This is a genomic window from Winogradskyella thalassocola (genome assembly GCF_900099995.1).
Lineage (GTDB): Bacteria > Bacteroidota > Bacteroidia > Flavobacteriales > Flavobacteriaceae > Winogradskyella > Winogradskyella thalassocola.
In genome coordinates this window covers 119,047-137,739 of sequence record NZ_FNCZ01000001.1, presented here as the reverse complement: position 1 = coordinate 137,739, position 18,693 = coordinate 119,047, and the positions used below count along the sequence as shown (strand labels likewise).

Annotated in this window: 16 protein-coding genes; 4 read left to right on the top strand and 12 right to left on the bottom strand. The window is 33.2% G+C overall.

Annotated features, from left to right (window positions below; genetic code table 11):
• Position 1 precedes the first annotated feature (1 nt).
• From BLT80_RS00550 to BLT80_RS00525, 6 genes are all read right to left on the bottom strand, one after another.
• Positions 2 to 439 (bottom strand): nitrous oxide reductase accessory protein NosL, encoded by a 438-nt coding sequence (locus tag BLT80_RS00550; protein WP_092466836.1) that lies wholly within the window; start codon positions 437 to 439, stop codon positions 2 to 4.
• Between the two features lie 29 nt (positions 440 to 468).
• Positions 469 to 1,083 carry a hypothetical protein gene (locus BLT80_RS00545; protein ID WP_092465648.1) on the bottom strand — a complete coding sequence of 205 codons (615 nt, stop codon included), beginning with the start codon at positions 1,081 to 1,083 and terminating at the stop codon, positions 469 to 471.
• Between the two features lie 139 nt (positions 1,084 to 1,222).
• The gene (nosZ, locus tag BLT80_RS00540) at positions 1,223 to 3,181 is read right to left on the bottom strand and encodes a Sec-dependent nitrous-oxide reductase (protein ID WP_092465647.1); all 1,959 of its coding nucleotides are present in this window, start codon (positions 3,179 to 3,181) and stop codon (positions 1,223 to 1,225) included.
• 27 nt (positions 3,182 to 3,208) lie between these two features.
• Positions 3,209 to 3,781: a fasciclin domain-containing protein gene (locus BLT80_RS00535; protein ID WP_092465646.1), complete on the bottom strand. Its 573-nt coding sequence runs from the start codon at positions 3,779 to 3,781 to the stop codon at positions 3,209 to 3,211.
• A 6-nt stretch (positions 3,782 to 3,787) separates the two neighbouring features.
• Entirely contained in the window at positions 3,788 to 4,273 is a 486-nt protein-coding gene (locus tag BLT80_RS00530; protein WP_092465645.1) for a c-type cytochrome, read from the bottom strand.
• A gap of 238 nt (positions 4,274 to 4,511) precedes the next feature.
• Positions 4,512 to 5,003: an alpha-ketoglutarate decarboxylase gene (locus tag BLT80_RS00525; RefSeq protein ID WP_092465644.1), complete on the bottom strand. Its 492-nt coding sequence runs from the start codon at positions 5,001 to 5,003 to the stop codon at positions 4,512 to 4,514.
• Positions 5,004 to 5,171: 168 nt separating this feature from the next.
• Here BLT80_RS00525 and BLT80_RS00520 point away from each other — a divergent pair, with 168 nt between their 5' ends.
• Positions 5,172 to 7,928: a 2-oxoglutarate dehydrogenase E1 component gene (locus BLT80_RS00520; protein ID WP_092465643.1), complete on the top strand. Its 2,757-nt coding sequence runs from the start codon at positions 5,172 to 5,174 to the stop codon at positions 7,926 to 7,928.
• 48 nt (positions 7,929 to 7,976) lie between these two features.
• A complete protein-coding gene (odhB, locus tag BLT80_RS00515; protein WP_092465642.1) occupies positions 7,977 to 9,191 on the top strand; it encodes a 2-oxoglutarate dehydrogenase complex dihydrolipoyllysine-residue succinyltransferase in 1,215 nt (404 codons plus the stop codon).
• A gap of 558 nt (positions 9,192 to 9,749) precedes the next feature.
• On the opposite strand, the gene BLT80_RS00510 is transcribed toward odhB, so the two are convergent.
• From BLT80_RS00510 to BLT80_RS00485, 6 genes are all read right to left on the bottom strand, one after another.
• On the bottom strand, positions 9,750 to 10,379 hold the full coding sequence (locus BLT80_RS00510; protein WP_092465641.1) for a response regulator: 630 nt from the start codon (positions 10,377 to 10,379) through the stop codon (positions 9,750 to 9,752).
• 81 nt (positions 10,380 to 10,460) lie between these two features.
• Positions 10,461 to 10,901 (bottom strand): retropepsin-like aspartic protease, encoded by a 441-nt coding sequence (locus BLT80_RS00505; RefSeq protein ID WP_092465640.1) that lies wholly within the window; start codon positions 10,899 to 10,901, stop codon positions 10,461 to 10,463.
• Complete coding sequence (locus tag BLT80_RS00500) at positions 10,889 to 13,480, bottom strand: CHAT domain-containing protein (RefSeq protein ID WP_092465639.1); 2,592 nt, start codon at positions 13,478 to 13,480, stop codon at positions 10,889 to 10,891. Before BLT80_RS00500 ends, BLT80_RS00505 begins: the two co-directional genes overlap by 13 nt.
• Before the next feature lie 22 nt (positions 13,481 to 13,502).
• Entirely contained in the window at positions 13,503 to 15,455 is a 1,953-nt protein-coding gene (locus BLT80_RS00495) for a PKD domain-containing protein (RefSeq protein ID WP_092465638.1), read from the bottom strand.
• 205 nt (positions 15,456 to 15,660) lie between these two features.
• Positions 15,661 to 16,695 (bottom strand): hypothetical protein, encoded by a 1,035-nt coding sequence (locus tag BLT80_RS00490; protein WP_092465637.1) that lies wholly within the window; start codon positions 16,693 to 16,695, stop codon positions 15,661 to 15,663.
• A gap of 76 nt (positions 16,696 to 16,771) precedes the next feature.
• Positions 16,772 to 17,209 (bottom strand): hypothetical protein, encoded by a 438-nt coding sequence (locus tag BLT80_RS00485; RefSeq protein WP_092465636.1) that lies wholly within the window; start codon positions 17,207 to 17,209, stop codon positions 16,772 to 16,774.
• A gap of 139 nt (positions 17,210 to 17,348) precedes the next feature.
• Here BLT80_RS00485 and BLT80_RS00480 point away from each other — a divergent pair, with 139 nt between their 5' ends.
• Both BLT80_RS00480 and BLT80_RS00475 read left to right on the top strand, forming a co-directional pair.
• A complete protein-coding gene (locus BLT80_RS00480) occupies positions 17,349 to 17,930 on the top strand; it encodes an RNA polymerase sigma factor (protein ID WP_092465635.1) in 582 nt (193 codons plus the stop codon).
• A 4-nt stretch (positions 17,931 to 17,934) separates the two neighbouring features.
• Positions 17,935 to 18,681: a tetratricopeptide repeat protein gene (locus BLT80_RS00475; RefSeq protein ID WP_092465634.1), complete on the top strand. Its 747-nt coding sequence runs from the start codon at positions 17,935 to 17,937 to the stop codon at positions 18,679 to 18,681.
• Positions 18,682 to 18,693: the final 12 nt, after the last annotated feature.

The window sequence follows — 18,693 nt, the reverse complement described above, 5'->3', positions numbered from 1 at the left end:
ACTAGGCTTTAAATTTTGCTAGTAAGGTTTCCCAAGTGTATAATTGACCTCCCTTATCTGCTTGAGCTTTTTCAGCATCTGCCTTGTTTTTAAAGGCGGAAAGAAAAGCTCCCATTGGACTAGGGATCTGATCACTAATTAAAAATGTGGCTTTTGTAGCATCAATTAGAACTTCGGGTTCTGTGTAGTTATTAGACAAGTACAATTGAATTTCAGAAGCCTCAAAATCATTCATGAAATTAATCATACATTCTGTGGCATCAAATTTATAGACTTTACCTTTTTGAGTTACAATTTCTGCGGCATGAACTTTATCTACAATAGTCATGGTGCAAAATTGACAACTGTCGCTTCCATAATTTATCGGTTCCGGACTGACATTGCAACTTAAAAATAGAAGTAGTAGTACAAGGCTTGAATAGTGTTTTAGTGTTTGCATGAGTGTAGTGTTTTTTAAGAGGGCGACTGTTATGTTTTTTGTAAACTTGCTTTTCTGCCTATCCAAAAAGCGATCAGCGTTAGTGCCATACCAATAAACATAAGGTAACCTCCTATATGTGGCAATGACGTAACATCAAAATTTAATAATTTTTGAAACCCTAATAATGGTGGTTTATAAGACATAGGTGTACCATCTGGATTGGTTACTTTGATAATAGCATGCGGATCTAAATTACTACCGTAGTCTATGAGCCAATTATTAAAATCATACATACCTAAAATACCTAATACAGACATTAATAGAAACCATCCTAAGAAGTATTTATAACTTAGTTTTTCAAAATAGCCTAACAAGCCAATAACAACCCCTAGAGTGGCCATACCTAAAATTACTTTAGGGAAAACTGAAAACTCCCACATGTCTTCTGCTTTTGGGATTGTTTTCATACCAATATAGTGGTTTAAACCATCAATATTTTGTAGATCAAATTCTTGAACACCTTTAATACCTTGAATATAGATATTCATTCCTAATGGATCAGGATATTGAGGTGCACCTAGCATAATGTTCCATAGAGGAAATTTAAAAAGCCCTAATAAGAGTAATGAACCTATAATCATTATAATTCCAGCCTTTTTCATAATATTCAGTATTATCTAATTTAACCATTCAGTTCATAGTGATTTAAAAAGAAAGGCGAGAGCGACATGTCAACCCTCGCCTTATATTAGGAAAATAAACACTAAAACAAAATTTCCCTAAATTTTTATAAGTAGTAAACTATTCTCCTAAAGACCATGACAATTCAATGTCAGAACTAGCCGGAGACACACGTACATAACCTTGCATTTCTTGGTGTAATGCAGAACAGAAATCGGTGCAATAGAATGGCCAAACACCTACTTTTTCAGGTTCCCAAGTTAAGGTTCTTGTTTGTCCTGGTGCGATTAGCAATTCAGCATTTCTAGCTCCAATCATAGCAAAACCATGCGGTACATCAAAATCTTGTTCTAGGTTAGTAATATGAAAGAATACCTTGTCTCCAACTTTTACACCTTCAATATTATCTGGTGAGAAGTGACTACGTATCATAGTCATATATATATGAACGTTTTTACCATCTCTAACGACTTTAGTATCAGCATCACTTAATGCTTTTTTAGGATGCTCGTTTTCAGTTAACTTAAAGATTTTTCGAGAGTTGTTTTTAATGATTTCTGCTGGAATAGCTGCTGCATAATGTGGTTCACCATGTGTTGGGAAATCTAAAAGCAGTTCCATTTTGTCACCAGAAATATCATATAATTGTGCAGAGTGTTCCATTTCTGGCCCAGTTGGCAAGTATCTATCTTTTGTTATTTTGTTCATTGCAAACATATATTTACCAAAAGGTTCTGCTGAGTTTCCGCCAGGTATGGTTAAGTGACCTACAGAGTAATACGTTGGTTTTCTGTCAATAACTTCCCAAGTTCCTAGTTTCCATTTTACAACTTCAGAAGAAATAAAGAAGGTGGTGTACGCATTTCCTTTTCCATCAAATTCTGTATGTAAAGGTCCTAATCCAGGTTGTTCAACTGAACCCGCTAAAACATCTTCGAAATTTAATATTGGAATTCCATAAGCGTCTCCAGCAAATTTTTCATTCTTAATTGCATCTAACATTTTTGTAAATGAATGTACTGTTAAGTTCGCTGAAAGTTTTCCATTACCAACAATGTATTCCCCAGAAGGATCTACATCACAACCGTGAGGTGATTTTGGTGTTGGTATTAAATATACAGCGCCAGGAACCTCTGAAGGATTTACAACGCGTACTTCTTTTTTCATAGTAGAAGTCGCTGTATGAGTGTTATCATCATAAACGTTATGTGCATAATTAGCAGGCATCATTGTACCACCACCATTATTTACATACTCTTCAATTTTTTTCCAGTTGATGGCTGCAATAAAATCTTTATCATTTTGAGACGCATTCACCTCTAATAGTGAGTTTGCTTCTTCTGTATTGTATGTGGTGAAGAAGAACCAACCATGAGATTTTCCACGTCCAGGATGCGATAAATCGTAATTAAAACCTGGCATCAATACCTGGAATTTAATATCCATATGCCCATGTTCTGGATCTACAGAAATAAAAGATAAAGCACCTTTAAAGTTGCCTTTGTAGTCTTTTATTGCGATATCTTTTTGAGGAATTGGTACAGAAAAACGCGTTCCTGCAACCACATACTCAGTATTTTCTGTTATAAAAGAAGAACTGTGGTTACCAGCACTATTTGGAACTTCAATAATTTCTTCAGTTTCAAAAGTGGTTAAACTAATTCTGGCAATACGAGGTGTGTTGTTACCGTTAATAAAAATCCAACGACCATCTAATTTTCCTTTAGTTTGAGAAATATCTGGGTGATGCGAATCGTCCCAAGGTACAAAACCGTAAGAGGTTTCTAACATGGGTTTGGTTTCTTCAGAATACCCATAACCATTTGTTGGAAACTGAGAGAATACAGGGATTTCTTTAAACATTCTTCCAGACGGTAAACCGTAAACAGTAAGGTTACCACTATAACCACCAGAGATGAATGCGTAATGGGAATCGTGTTCTCCTGGAGCTACATAAACTTTTTCTGCATTGTTGCTAGATAAGGCTCCAGAATTACTAGACTTACCAGAATTATTACAACTTGTAAATGCGGCAAAAACCGCTACAATTGCAAGTGTTGATTTTAGTATTTTTTTCATTGTTTATAGTTTTAATTAGCGTTAGAATTATTCGGTTGGAGGTAATAATACTTTGTCTATAACGTGGACAATTCCGTTACCAGCTTTAATACTTGCCAATATGTTTGCTCCTCCAATCATAGGTTCTCCGTCTACGACTTCTACTTTTACATAGTCATTATTAGCCTGACCTAGTTTTTTAAATTTCTTTAAAAAGTCTTTAGAATAATTTCCTGGAGTTACATGATACTTTAAAATATTAGCCAAAGCATCTTTGTTTTCTGGTTTCAATAAATTTTCAACAGTACCTTCTGGTAAAGCTGCAAAGGCTTCGTTTGTTGGTGCAAAAACCATTAAAGGACCTGCGTTTACCAAAGCATTTTCTAATTGGGCTGCTTGTACTGCTGCTACTAACGTAGTATGGTCTTTAGAGCCCATAGCGATACTTAAAACGGTTGTGCTTTCGTCGTCTTCAATAAAGGCTTGCCCTGTTCGTTCTGTAGATTCCACTTGCGAATCTGAGTTAGACGTAGCGGTGCTTGTGTCTTTGTTTTCATCTTTACAAGAGCAGACAAAAACTGCTAATGAAAAGATGAGAACTAAATGTTTTATTGTTCTCATTGGTTGTTATTTTAACGTTCTAAAATATTCTAAAACCGCTCTTGCATCTTCTTCTGTAAGACCTTGGTTTGCCATAGGTGCTCCATTGAATTCCATCAATAAATCTTTAGCTAAAGGATCTTCTTTTACCATTCCTTCTGGGTTTAAAATCATATTCATTACCCATTCTGGTGCTCTTCTTTCTAAGATGCCTTTTGGTGCTGGTCCAATAAATTTCTTATCTGCTTTATGACACGCAGTACACATTTTGTTGTAAACTTCCATACCATGATTTGCCATATCTTGGTCAATTTCTGCAGCTAAGGTTACTGATGTAATTGGTCCTACTCCTTTGTTAGATAGTTCTATACGTTGAGAAGCAGCTACTTTCTTTTCAGTTTTTACAGGTGCTTTTTTACCGTAACTCGATTCTTCCTTTTTTTTATCATTTCCTCCACAACTAATTACAGTTGCTATAGCTATGATTGATAATAATTTTAGAGATTTTTTCATTGGTTTACATTTTATTTTTGTCAAATTTAAATAGGATGTATCAGAAATTATATGACTTTTATCATGATTAGGATAATTTAGTCCTATTTAATATGGTGCTGAATTTTTATTGTTGAGATACTGATTATTAGAATATAAGTAACTTAAATCTAGTGAGGTTAGAAAATCAAAAACCCACAGATGAACTGTGGGTTAGTTAAATTTAAGTCGAGATGTTTTTTTTAGCAGATGTATTTGATTAGAACCTGAAACGTACAAATGGCATCCAAGCTTCAGAATAGATACTTTTATCTTTATCGTATAATACGTCATATCTAATACCAATGGTTACATTGCTATTGGTATAACCTGCGCCTAAGAATAGAGCTGGATACCAGTAATCTTCCTTAAGATTAGTAACAAATCTGTCGTCAAATTTTCTGCTTACGTGCAACTGTTCAAATTCTGTAGAGATTTGAACTTCTCTGTAGGGATTGAATAATCCTATAACACTTCCTCCTAAAACAGTAGATTTAAATACATCTTTTTGACTGCTATAAGAGAAGTTAAGGCCAATACCTGTGGCTACATAAGGATTAAATCTATAAAGCGCATTTGGTGACAAAGACCCGCTAAAAAAGCCATCTCCAAAGTTTAAGCCAATGCCTCCTCCATATTCTACAGAACTCCAAAAGTTTTCCTTATTTGCAGTAGGCTCTTGCGCGAATGAAAATAATGTAAAAAAACACATTAAAAGTGTGAATAGTATTATTTTGTAGGTGTTAAAATGCTTCAAATTTATCATAGCTTTATTAGTTCTATTCAATATGTTATAAATATAATAAATCCTTATCTATATTTGTCAAAAGTTGTATTTTTGACTAAATTATGTTGAAACGACAACGTCTCAAAAAGTAAAATGGATAAATATTCCTTTCTCAACGCGGCACATACAGCATATTTTGCTGATTTATACGACCAATACCTAAAAAACCCAGACTCTGTAGAACCAAGTTGGCGTGCCTTTTTTCAAGGTTACGACTTTGGATCCGAAAATTACGGATTAGATGGTGAAATTGTAGAAGGTGTTTCTACGCAAATACCAGAACAGGTTCAAAAAGAATTTCAAGTTTTAAAACTTATTGATGGTTATAGAAGTAGAGGTCATTTGTTTACTAAAACAAATCCTGTACGAGCAAGACGTAAATATGCTCCAACCCTCGAAATTGAAAACTTCGGATTGTCAAAAAGCGATTTGCAAACCACTTTCTCAGCAGGAGAAGTATTAGGTTTAGGATCTACAACGTTGCAAATTATTATTGATCATTTAGAAAAAGTGTATTGCGAATCTATTGGTGTAGAGTATATGTACATCAGAAAACCTGAAGAAATTCAGTGGATTCAGCAGAAGCTAAATGTCAATGACAATCATCCACAGTTCTCACCAGATCAAAAGAAAACAATTTTAAGAAAGTTGAATGAAGCCGTTTCGTTCGAAAACTTTTTGCATACTAAATATGTAGGTCAAAAACGTTTTTCTTTAGAAGGAGGAGAAGCATTAATTCCAGCTTTAGATGCTTTAATTGAGCATGCTTCTGGTTATGATGTGAAAGAATTTGTAATGGGAATGGCACATCGTGGACGTTTAAGTACATTAACAAATATCTTCGGTAAATCTGCAAAAGATATTTTTAGCGAATTTGATGGTAAAGATTACGAGCAAGAAGTATTTGATGGTGATGTAAAGTACCATTTAGGTTGGACTAGCGATCGTGTTAGTGATGCAGGTAAAAAAATTAATCTAAATATAGCACCAAACCCTTCGCATTTAGAAACGGTTGGAGCTGTTGTGGAAGGAATAGTTAGAGCAAAGCAAGACGATAAATATCCAGATAATCCGTCACAAGTACTACCAATTATTGTTCATGGAGATGCTGCAATTGCAGGTCAAGGTTTGGTTTATGAGTTGGTACAGATGGCGCAGTTAGACGGCTATAAAACTAATGGAACCATACATATTGTAGTTAATAACCAAATTGGGTTTACCACTAATTATTTAGATGCACGTTCTAGTACGTATTGTACAGATGTTGGTAAAGTAACACTTTCTCCTGTTCTGCACGTTAATGCAGATGATGTTGAAGCAGTAGTACACGCGACATTATTTGCGTTACATTTTAGAATGAAATTTAAGCGCGATGTATTTATTGATATGTTGGGCTATAGAAAATATGGACATAACGAAGGTGATGAACCTAAGTTTACACAGCCATTATTATATAAAGCGATTGCAAAGCATAAAAATCCAAGAGATATCTATGCAGAACGCTTATTGGGCGAAGGAGTTATTAATAATGACTTTGTTGCTAAAATTGAAAAAGAATATAAAGATAAGCTTGAGGAAAAACTTGAGGATTCTCGTAAAGTAAAGAAAACTGAGATTACACCATTCATGCAAAACGAGTGGATTAATTTTACGTCAGCACAAGAGGATAAAATGATGCAGCCAGTGGATACATCATACTCTAGAGAAGGACTTAAGAAAATTACTGAAACCATATCTAATTTACCAAAGGAAAAGAAATTCATAAGAAAAATTCAACGCTTAATAGAGTCGAGGCAAACCATGTTTGATGAAGATCGTTTAGATTGGGCTATGGCAGAGCATTTGGCTTATGGGTCTATTTTGTTAGATGGTAATGACGTCCGAATGTCTGGACAAGATGTGGAACGTGGTACATTTTCGCATCGTCATGCTGTTGTAAAAGTTGAGGATAGTGAAGAAGAAATTATACTGCATAATAAATTAAGCGACCAACAAGGAAAGTTTTATATCTATAATTCTCTATTATCTGAGTATGGAGTAGTTGGTTTTGATTATGGTTATGCTATGGCAAGTCCAGAGACATTAACGATTTGGGAAGCGCAATTTGGTGATTTCAGTAATGGAGCACAAATAATGTTAGACCAATATATTTCTGCTGCAGAAGACAAATGGAAATTACAGAACGGTTTAGTAATGCTATTACCTCATGGTTACGAGGGTCAAGGAGCTGAACATTCATCAGCACGTATGGAGCGTTATTTACAGTTATGTGCTAAGGATAATATGTTTGTAGCAGATTGTACAACACCTGCTAATATGTTTCATTTACTGCGTAGACAAGTGAAAGCGGATTACAGAAAACCATTAATTGTTTTTACACCTAAAAGTTTACTGCGTCATCCAAAAGTGGTTTCTAGTGTAGATGAATTTGTAAATGGAAGTTTCCAAATGTTAATTGATGATGCTAATGCAAAAGTAGAAAAGGTTAAAACCTTGGTTTTTGTGACTGGTAAATTTTATTATGATTTATTAGAGGAACAAGAAAATCTAGGAAGAGAAGATATAGCTTTAGTTAGAATAGAACAATTATTTCCTTTGCCTGCTCAAGCTATGAGAGAAATACTTGAGAAATATAAAAATGCAGAAGACATTGTTTGGGCGCAAGAAGAACCTAGAAATATGGGAGCTTACGGTCATATGTTAATGAATTTTGATGAGACTAAACAATTTAGAGTAGCAAGTAGAAGGCCTTATGGAGCGCCAGCAGCAGGAAGCTCTGTGCGATCTAAAAAAAGACATAAACAAGTTATAGATTACGTTTTTGATAAAACCAAAAACAACCAGAGATAAACGAGAATTAACACAACGCAAATTAGAGCTTAAATAAAACAATAAAGCATGATTTTAGAAATGAAAGTGCCTTCACCAGGCGAATCAATTACTGAGGTAGAAATTGCAGAATGGTTAGTGCAAGATGGTGACTATGTAGAAAAAGACCAAGCAATAGCTGAAGTAGATAGCGACAAAGCAACTTTAGAGTTGCCAGCAGAAGCTAGTGGAACAATTACACTAAAAGCCGAGGAAGGTGATGCTGTTGCCGTTGGTGCTGTTGTTTGTTTAATCGATACTAGCGCAGCAAAACCAGAAGGAGGAGAAGCGCCGGTAAAAGAAGAAAAGAAAGAAGAATCACCTGTAAAAGAAGTATCTAAACCAGTTGCTGAAGCGTCTAAAACGTATGCAACAGGCACTGCAAGTCCTGCTGCTAAGAAAGTATTAGCGGAAAAAGGAATTGATGCAAGTACCGTTTCTGGAACAGGAAAAGACGGAAGAATCACTCAAGATGATGCTGTAAAAGCAGTTCCATCTATGGGAACTCCTACAGGAGGAAATAGAGGGACAACACACAGTAAAATGTCAATGTTGCGTCGTAAAGTAGCTGAACGTTTAGTTGAAGCAAAAAACACGACTGCCATGTTAACCACATTTAATGAGGTTAATATGACACCAATCTTTGAATTACGCAGGCAATACAAAGAAGACTTTAAAGCGAAGCACGGAGTAAGCCTTGGGTTTATGAGTTTCTTTTCTTTAGCAGTAGTAAGAGCATTAAAAATGTATCCTGCTGTTAATTCTATGATAGATGGTAAGGAAATGTTGACTTATGATTTTGTCGATATTAGTATTGCGGTTTCAGGACCAAAAGGATTAATGGTACCAGTAATTAGAAATGCGGAGAATCTATCATTTAGAGGTATAGAATCTGAAGTTAAGCGATTAGCGTTGAGAGCCAGAGATGGTCAAATCACTGTTGATGAAATGACAGGTGGTACTTTTACTATTACTAATGGTGGAGTTTTTGGTAGTATGCTATCTACACCAATTATCAATCCACCTCAAAGTGGAATTTTAGGAATGCATAATATTATTGAGCGACCAATAGCCGTAAATGGTAATGTTGAGATACACCCGATGATGTATGTTGCTTTATCTTACGACCATAGAATTATTGACGGTAAGGAATCCGTAGGGTTCTTAGTTGCTATAAAAGAAGCCTTAGAAAACCCTGAAGAGTTATTAATGGATAATAATATAAAGAAAGCTTTGGAGATGTAAATCTCATATAAAGTATAAAATTAAAAAAGCGCAATTCTATTTGAATTGCGCTTTTTTTTACTCCGAACTAACAACAGAGTGATTAACTAGTTAAAGTTAATTAAAGAAATTAACAGCAATATTTGCTGATATAACAATTATTGAACTAACAATTAATAAAATAATAAATACTTTGTCACTTTTTGTTGTAGACTCATTTTTCATTGCTTCCATAGACTTGTTGTGTTTTTATAAACTCTGACTTATAAGTTAATTCAGAGCTTATATGGTTTTTATTTCAGGTATGAATTAATAGCTGATGTAAAATTGCAACTAATTATGATACAATACTATACGTGACTTTACGTATTTTTTAATTTTTTTTAAATAAAAAAAAGGCCTTGAACAAAAGTTCAAGGCCAAAGTAATCCCTAAGAATTAATCAATCCTATATTTTTTAGAATTAACTAATAGCAAATCGTATGTTACAACCCCTACATTTGTAACATGCAGTAAAGGTCATAAAAAAAAGAATACCATACTATACGTAACTTTACGTAGTTTGTGTTTTTTTTAGAATTAAGTATCAAAAAATTCAGAATTTTCCTTAGCCCAAATGAGTAAACTGTTTTGTTTACTCTCTAATTTTAGTTTTTTTATGATATTGCTTTTGTGTTTTTCCACAGTTCTAGGTGAAATTAAAAGCAATTCTGCTATTTCTACTCCGGTTTTGTTTTGAGAAATTAATTTAACAATTCCTTTTTCGTGATTGGTTAATAAATCAAAATTTTCTGGAAGCTCATTTAATTCTAAAAATTCTAATAATTCAGGACTAAAATAAGAGTTGTCCTTTCTTACAGAGGAGATGCAATTTTCAATTTCTACAAGTGCAAATTCTTTTAAAACATAACCATAGATACCTAATGCTTTGGCATCATAATATGTTTTTTCATCTTTTTCGAAAGTAATAAGAATTATTTTAGTCGCTATCTTATCCTTTTTGCATTTTTCAGCAATCTGTAAGCCCGTTAGAAAAGGCATTTTTATATCTAAAATGGCAATGTCTGGTGTATGTGCCTTTATTAACGTTAAGGCTTCTTTTCCGTTTTTTGCACTTGCAAGTACGTTATACTTTTTTTCTATTAGAAAATCATGCAGACCTTTTAGTACCAAGGGATGGTCATCTGCAATAATGATTGTAGGATTCATTTTTTGCTATTAATTATTTTAAAGGTAAGAAGAATCTTCAGCATATAAAATTTCTTATCACTATTTATAGTTAAAATAGGATTACAGTTTTAAATACAAGTATTTCTTATTGTAGTCTATAATGCCTTTGCCTTTTTTTAAGATGTCTGCACCAATAATACCATCCACAGGATCTGCGTTATGATTTATTAAACCATTATTAACATGAGATAAATTAAAAAGAATCAGCGCCACACGGTTTTTCTTCCATTTTCCTAACTTTACTGCATTAGATGTAGAGATTTGCGTCAACATGTCAGAAGCTCCGGCACCAACGGCTTTAATTTCAGAATCTTTTACTTTAAGGTTAAAACGTTCAATAGCTTCAAAACCAACACAACTGCTTGATGCTCCTGTGTCTAATATAAAGCGTCCTTTTACGCCGTTAATAGAGGCTTTTATTTCAAAATGATTGGTTTTAGTCAGTTTTAATTTTACTTTAGAATAGCCTTTATTTAAGAGGAAGTCTTTTAACGTTTCCATGATTTTTGTTTAAAAATTAGTAACCAACTTAAGAATGCAACTATCAAGCCTAAGATGAAATAGACATACAAATTGTAGTTGCTAGAAGGTTTTGATACCGTTAAGTCACCAAAATAGACAAAAGCACTCCAATAATAGGGGGACTTTTTAATATTGGAAATGTCAGGATTATTTAAATACGCTAATTTGGAGTTTTGATTGGCAGAAAAAGCAGACTCTGTTTTTCTGAGATCGCTGTAAAAACTAGACATCAGTTTCGAGGTCGATAAGTCATTAATTTTCCAAAGTGAAACTACTAAGTTAGAAATACCGGCATATGTAAAGCCACGAGTCAAACTCATGCTACCTTCTCCTTTATGAAGCATTCCAACTCCTGTTTCACAGGCACTTAAAACAACTAAGTCATTTGTTAGATCGAGATTGTACAACTCTTGTAAATACAATTTTGAATCTATAAAATCGATATTGGCCGGAGTTGTAAAATCACCACTATGAGCATGCGTAGAAAGGTGCAGAATACTGTATTGGTTTATTTGGTCTAACACATCTTTTTTGGTGGCCGCATTATACATTAAAAACTCAGTTTTAATTTCATCGTCTATACGTTCTGCTTCATCTAAAGAATAGGTGAGTTTTAAATTACTATTACCAAAAACAGGAAACACACCCAAAGCAGAATTCTTGAACTGATAAGGTTTTGTATCCGTATAAAATAAAGCACTTGTATGATAAGCTAAGCGGTGTTTCTTAACTAAAAATGGCATTTTTGAATAATTAGAATTTGCTGTTTGTTCTGTTAGCAAACTTTCAAATGGAATAAAATTTAAAAAACCATCTGCAATCATCACTACATTTTCATAAGTGCTAATTTCATTCAATTTTAAAAATTCATAGAGTTCAAATGCATCATCAGTAAACTGAGAGATATTATTGTTGATAACGGAAGCATTATCAAAATAATCTATAAATGTTGCAATTTTAAGTTTGTTGGATTCTGATAATTCTATGTGTTGAAAATCAATATGATTTGGTGTAAATACAAATTGATACAAGTTATTTTTCCCATAAAAGTATTCTATTAAACAGGCGTTGTCTATGTTTAATTTCGATTTTAGGTTGGCTATATTTATACTCTTCGAATAATTTGAAGGATATCTTTTATTAATAGAATCTTGTAATTGCTTTAATTTAGTGCTTGTAGTTATGAGTTTTAATTGTAAACTATCGCGATCTAATAATTGCAATTGCGCTCTATTTATAGGTCTATTAAGTAATCTGTTAGATAATTGTTGTTGCTGTTTTAATAAATAATGTTCTTTTAAAAGAAGGCTATCAGTTGGGTGTTTTTCTAAAAGTGTCGTTTTGTTAGTATACCATTTTAGGGCTGAAGCTTTAGTGTATTCTGCGTAGTTAAAAGCACGTTCGGCATAGTGGCTTTCTCCTTTTAGCTGAAACATATTGTATAGTATGGCTATACATTTTTCACTGCGGTTCTTGTTGATGCTTGCATTAATTATATAGCTTTCTTGGCTGGTATTTTCTTGTGCGAGTAAGTCTGAAACGAAAAAACTTAAATCATAATAATGCAATATGGTTTCAGGTTTAGTTTCTAACTCTGCCCATAAATCGAAAATATCTATAAAGGTGTTTTCGGGATATAAATCGGTTGTTTTTGGTAATTGAGTGCCGTCAAAATTGGGTAATAAAATGGCTAAGCAATTTTTTAATTTAGCAATAGCTTTGTCATTTTCGTTGCGTTTAAAATTTAATTGTGCTTCCTGAAAACTAAATTGCGCTCTACTTCGTGCTGTGGAAAGGTTATTAATTGTTAGAGGTCTTAAACGATTTAAATACGAATAAGCTTTCTCATAATCTTTATTGTTTATAGCCGATTCGTAGTGGAGTTGAAGGGCTTCAATAGTGCCAAGATCACGTCTTGGAACAATGACATCATTTTCCAGAAACAATCGCTTTTGGTTGCTTTTTATAAGTAGATTACTTTTTCTTTTTATATAGTTGAGGTTTTGTTTTTGATGTTTTATTATGCCTTCAACTTTAAGCCCTTTATTCGAAATGTCAATGACTTGCTGATGTTTATGTAACGATTGATAGAGCTTTGCCAAATTAATGTAACCAGAAATTTGTTGTTGTTTGTTATGTTGTTTTTCGGCAAGTTGAAGATAATAGGTGGTAATTTGTTCTGCTTTTATATAGGCATTCGTTTTATGATAGAGAATACCTAAAGGAATCAAACAATACTCTACAATATCATAAGATGAAATATTGTGGTCGTTATAAAGCTGATGTGCTTTTTCGTAGCTTCTAATCGCTTCCTTTTTTCTATTTGTTTTATCGAGATAGTACGCTTTATTAACTAATAGATTTATAAAAGCATAGTACTCATCCTTTGTATTAAGTTGTGTTTCAAATTGAAGACTACTTTTATTCAATGCCTCTAAACCTTCATCTGTTTGATTTTGACTAAACGTTTCAGTAGCCACGTAAATAGCCTCTTCTAAATCTTGAGCAAAACAAGTTCCGAAGACCAGCATAAAAATTAAAATGAGTCCTTTTTTCATTTATTATGGAACCGTTTTTAAACTAGAATTTCCAAATCGCATAAAGTTGTAAATAATTATAATCGTCTTCTAAATTAAACACATAACGTGCTCCAAGACTCGGGCCAATACGAGCAAAGCCAGCTGTAGCTTCCACTAAGAACCCTTTTCTGAAATTAGTGAAGGATTCTGTAACTTCTTCATTAGTGGTGCGACTATCAAAAAGAAATAAATCGGCACCTTGCCCTTCAAATTGTTCAATTAAAATGGATTGCTTTTGTTTTTCGTTTACCGAAACGGTACCGATAATTCCGGCTCCTAAACCGATATAATTATTTACATTATACCTAGCTAATACTGGGATTTCCCAATCTATATTGCTGTAGTTTCTGCTTGTTGTAGTGCGTTGGGTAAATGGAAAACCAATGGCTCCGTCATCTATTACTTCTTCCACAACGTCTGTATTACTGTCGTATTTATGAATGCTGTTTAATAATTCAACCTGCCAATACCAACGATAAGATTTATAAGGTGAAATAGTAGCTCCTAAAAAGTAACTTTCTGAATTTTTTAAATCTGCAAATGAATTGTAACCCGCTTTTACACCAATAGAAATACCTGGTAAAAATCGTGTTGTAGAATAGTTGGTTATTATTGGTTCGTTTTTGTCAAAGATTATGGCTGTTCGTGATTTCGTTTTCTTTTTATGAAAATCATCAGAGAACTTTAATCTGTATTTTACAAATCCTTTTGTTGAATCGTATGCTTTTACATTTTTCTGCTCGCTTCCAGGAAGATAGATGTTTTTGAATGTGAAAATCGCTTGCTTTGCCGTATAAGTAGTGTCGAGGCAACTATAGGCAACATCATATTTTGGACATATTTTTACTTTGGGATACATGTCTAAAACTTCAATACTCGATTTATCAAACATATCTGGAATATCAGTTTCTAAACGAATCGTTGTAGCCGGACCTTCACCATTATTCTGAAATCTAATTTTAAATTTAGGCTTTTTAAAACGTACTAACCTATAATTTAGAAATGAGGCATTAGAGGACATTTTATTAGGGTCGTGAGATGTTACAATTTCCATTTCCATATCTTTTACATGGTGATTATCGTAACTATTATCTGGCACATAGACTCCTCTAACAGAAATAATAGCAGACGTATCCTTTAGCATTTCTTTGGTGGTCTTTAAGCTGTAAAAGACATGGCGTTCTTCATTTGGTTCCATATTGTCAAAACGAAGTTGACTTGAGTTTCTATACGCGAATTTAGCATCGTCTAAAGTTTGAGGTAGATTTTTTCGTACCGTTGTATCTTGAGGTTTTGCTTTTAGAGATAGCAAATTATCGTCAGCTGAGGCATAATACACATAAGAATCAAATTTTGAGGTATACACAATAGCGTCTTCTATTTCTTTTTCATTATGATACGCTCTAGTTTCAATAAGGTCGAAGTTGTCTGCTTTGTATTTCGCTTCGTTGTAAAACAAAAAGAACTTTCCATTTATTGTATACGATTTGGTGTTTTTATAACTTAAAACGATGACGATATCCTCATCTGGCATGGGCTCTCTATTCCGCTGAAGGTTTAGAGCATTATCCATTGATGATTCATCTTTAAAATCGTCAGATACATTGTCAACGGTTATTTTTTTAGGACGTGTTACTGGTGGTTTTCCGGTATCGTAATTATTGGTGGCCCATAACCGAACGGTGTAGTCGCCATTTTTCTTATAGGTTTTTTTGGGTTCTAGTTCTTTACTAAACGTACCATCTCCAAACTCCCAAAAATTGGTGTAAAAGGCTTTTGGTGCACCCGCAATTTGATTGAGTTCTGGTGCGTTTGCCTTAAATTCAATTTGGTTGCCTAGAGTTTTCTGTTCAATACTTGCTGTTCTACGTGTCGTGTCTATTGCAATATCTTGCTGTGCAAAACTAAAAACGGAAAAGCTAACAGCTATATAAAATAAGAGTGTAGGTTTCATGTGTTTATATGTGTTGTTTTTCAAGGTTAACGTGCTGTTGGTTATTTAATCATTCTTAGAGATAATGGTTTGAGCATGCTCATTTTACAACATTAGATTTATTGTGATTAAATTTAAGGATTAAAAGTTAAGCCCATTTATAGATAGCACAAAAAGTCAGAAAAATTAATTTCTGACTTTTATTAACTAAGTAGGCCACAATGATTTATGGTAAATCATTTATCAAAGCTGTTAATGAAGCCTCTGTTCCTACTGTAGTCTCCCCTAAATAAAACGTAATAATTTCGTTAGCAACAATAGTTACTGGCTTAATAGCGTATCTCCATTCTCCATCAGCTTCAGAAATAAAAATAACATGACAATCTAAACCAATAGGTATTTGTCCATAATGCTCACTGAAAATATTTAAAGTATCATCATAAGTGTCTAGTTGTGCTAAGGCTGGTAATTCGCCATCATAAGACAAGTAAATAGCACTGTTTTGATTGTCGTAACCTCCTGGAGCTTCTACTTGTAATGTTGTTTTAGGACGTGGATCGTTATAGAATTTATCTACATTGGTCCAACCGAATCCGTCTAAAATTCCATAATAATTTTCACCTTCTAAAAATAGACCTCCATCTCCATTGGTGTTATCCTCAATTTCATCCCAAACTAAGTTGCCATCTGCATCTATTTCGCCAGTCCAAAGGCTCATATCTGGATCAGCGCCTCCTGTTAAGCTTGTTGGGATCATTAATTGTAAGCCACAGTTTGTATCTAAAATAGTACCGTTTTGAGTGGCTTCTATAAAGAATTCTCCTCCTGTAATTATTAAGGCTTTATCACCATTTGGTAATTTTCCCATAGTGGGTTTATTGGTCGTTAACATACTGCCTTTTTCAAAAATTTCAACATATTCTAAAGTTATGTCTCCAGAAACTGGGTTGCCATTGTCGGTAAGACAATTTGCGTTTAAATTAATTTGAACACCGTTTTCTGAGGTTAATGAAATGTAACCATCGCCTGTATTAAAATTAAATAGTTGAGTATGGTTATTAAGTGCGATGTCTCTATTGTTTTTAAATTCTTGAGCTGTAGGAGGCTCTTCATTTTGTAATCCGTCATTTGCATCGTCGGTAGGGTTGCAGCTGGTTGTAAGTAGTGAGGTCGTTAATAATAGGGCAAAAAGGCTGAATAAATTTTTAGTTAAAATACGTTTTGTACTTGTTCTGATGTAAATGTTTTTACTTGTTTTCATAATCGTTGAATTTATTATTATTTGTAGTTATATAAACAGGGTAATACTATTGTTACCCTGTTTTTTTAATTTTCTTTTAATATTTGCTACTTGCGATAACTTTATATGTTATTATATCACCTTTTGAAGCTAACCTAATCATTCTTTCGGCTGATGATTTGGATGATGCAAAACCTTCAGATTTACCGTAATTACTTTTCACCTTCCAGAAAAAAAGTCGCTGTGAGATCTCAGTTGCTTCAGATCTTAAAACCTTAAAGTTTTTAATCTGCTTTTCTAAGATGATTTCTCCAGCGCTGAATAAGGTAATCATGCGTTTCGCAGTTTCAAGGTTTAATGAGGTGCCTTCACTTTTACCACTTTTAGTGATGACTTTCCAATCATAAACTTCTATGATATTGTCTGTTGTAATTTCTAATGAGGTTTCATTAGTTACGATCGTGTGTTCTGTTGAAGCATTTAAAGTTGTGAATCCTAATACTACTGTTGCGAAAATTAAAATTGTACGTTTCATAATCGAGGGTTTTTGAATTAATTATTTTGATTTGTTTGTTCAGTTTTGTTTCACTGTTACACCCTTATATAAAAACACATTTAAAATTGTTACCCTCAATTTGTAAATATTCTTTAAATTCGTTGAAAATAAAGGGTTCATGAGCGATAAAAAATTACACGAAGACCAAAAATATATTGATGGATTAGCCGAAAACAATACCTTTATTATTCAGGCCATCTATGATAAGTTTGCGCCCAAAGTGATAAATTATATAAAGCAGAATAGTGGAGATGCATATGATGCTCAGGATGTTATTCAAGAAACGATTATAACAATATATAACCAAGCCAAACAGAAGAAGTTGCAATTAACATGTCCGTTTGATGCTTATTTTTTCTTGTTATGTAAACGAAAGTGGCTAAATCAATTGAAGAAAAGTAAAGGAAAAGAGGTAACAATTAATGAAGAAGTGTTATCTAAGGATGATGATGCACAAGTGTTATCTTTTGAGACGTCAATTTTTGAAAATAAACAAGCCCTCTTTAATGAGATGTATCAACAATTAGGAGATGCTTGTAAAGATTTGTTAAAAGCGACTTTTAGTATAAAATCAATGGAAGACGTTGCTAAAAGTCTTAACATCAGCTATGCTTATGCACGAAAGAAAAAATCATTATGCATAGGGCAATTGACGAAATTAGTGCAAGCCTCACCAAAATTTAACAGCTTGAAATATTAAAATTATGGAAGAACAAGATTATATACAGTTTGAAGCTTATCTCGTCGGAGACTTATCTGATGAAGACTTAATAACATTTAATAAGCGATTAGAATTAGATCCTAAATTTAATAAGGCCTTTGAAATTTATAAAGATATGTCTGCTCATTTAGAGCATGAAATTGGGAATGAACAGGAAACATCAGATTTTAAAGCTAATTTAGATGTGATTTCGAATAAACATTTTAATACAATTGATGATATGGACAATACAAATAGAACTTCAGAAAAATCTAAATTTTATAAATATGCGATAGCAGCCTCTGTGGTTGTTTTATTAGGTTTCTTTCTTTTTAATCAGTTTGGAGGTCCTAAGTATGATGAATATAATAATTTTGACCCTATTAGTTTAACGGTTAGAAGTTCTAATGATGCTGATTTTAGTAAAGCAGAAGAAAGCTTTAATGCAAAGAATTATAATGAAGCTATCAAGAGTTTTAATAACATTTTAGAGAATGATTTTACGAATTTAGAAATTCAACTATATAAATCTATGGCTTTGGTTGAAACCAGTCAATTTGAAGAAGCTGAAATTTTATTAAGAAAAATAACTAATGGAAATTCAGCGTATCAAAATAAAGCAAAATGGATTTTAGCCTTAAATTACTTAAAACAGGACAAGGATTCAGAGTGTATTAAAGTTCTTAAAACGATACCTCAGGATGCAGAAGATTACAAAATGGCTCAAGAATTATTGCAGAAATTAGACTAAACTTTAAATGCT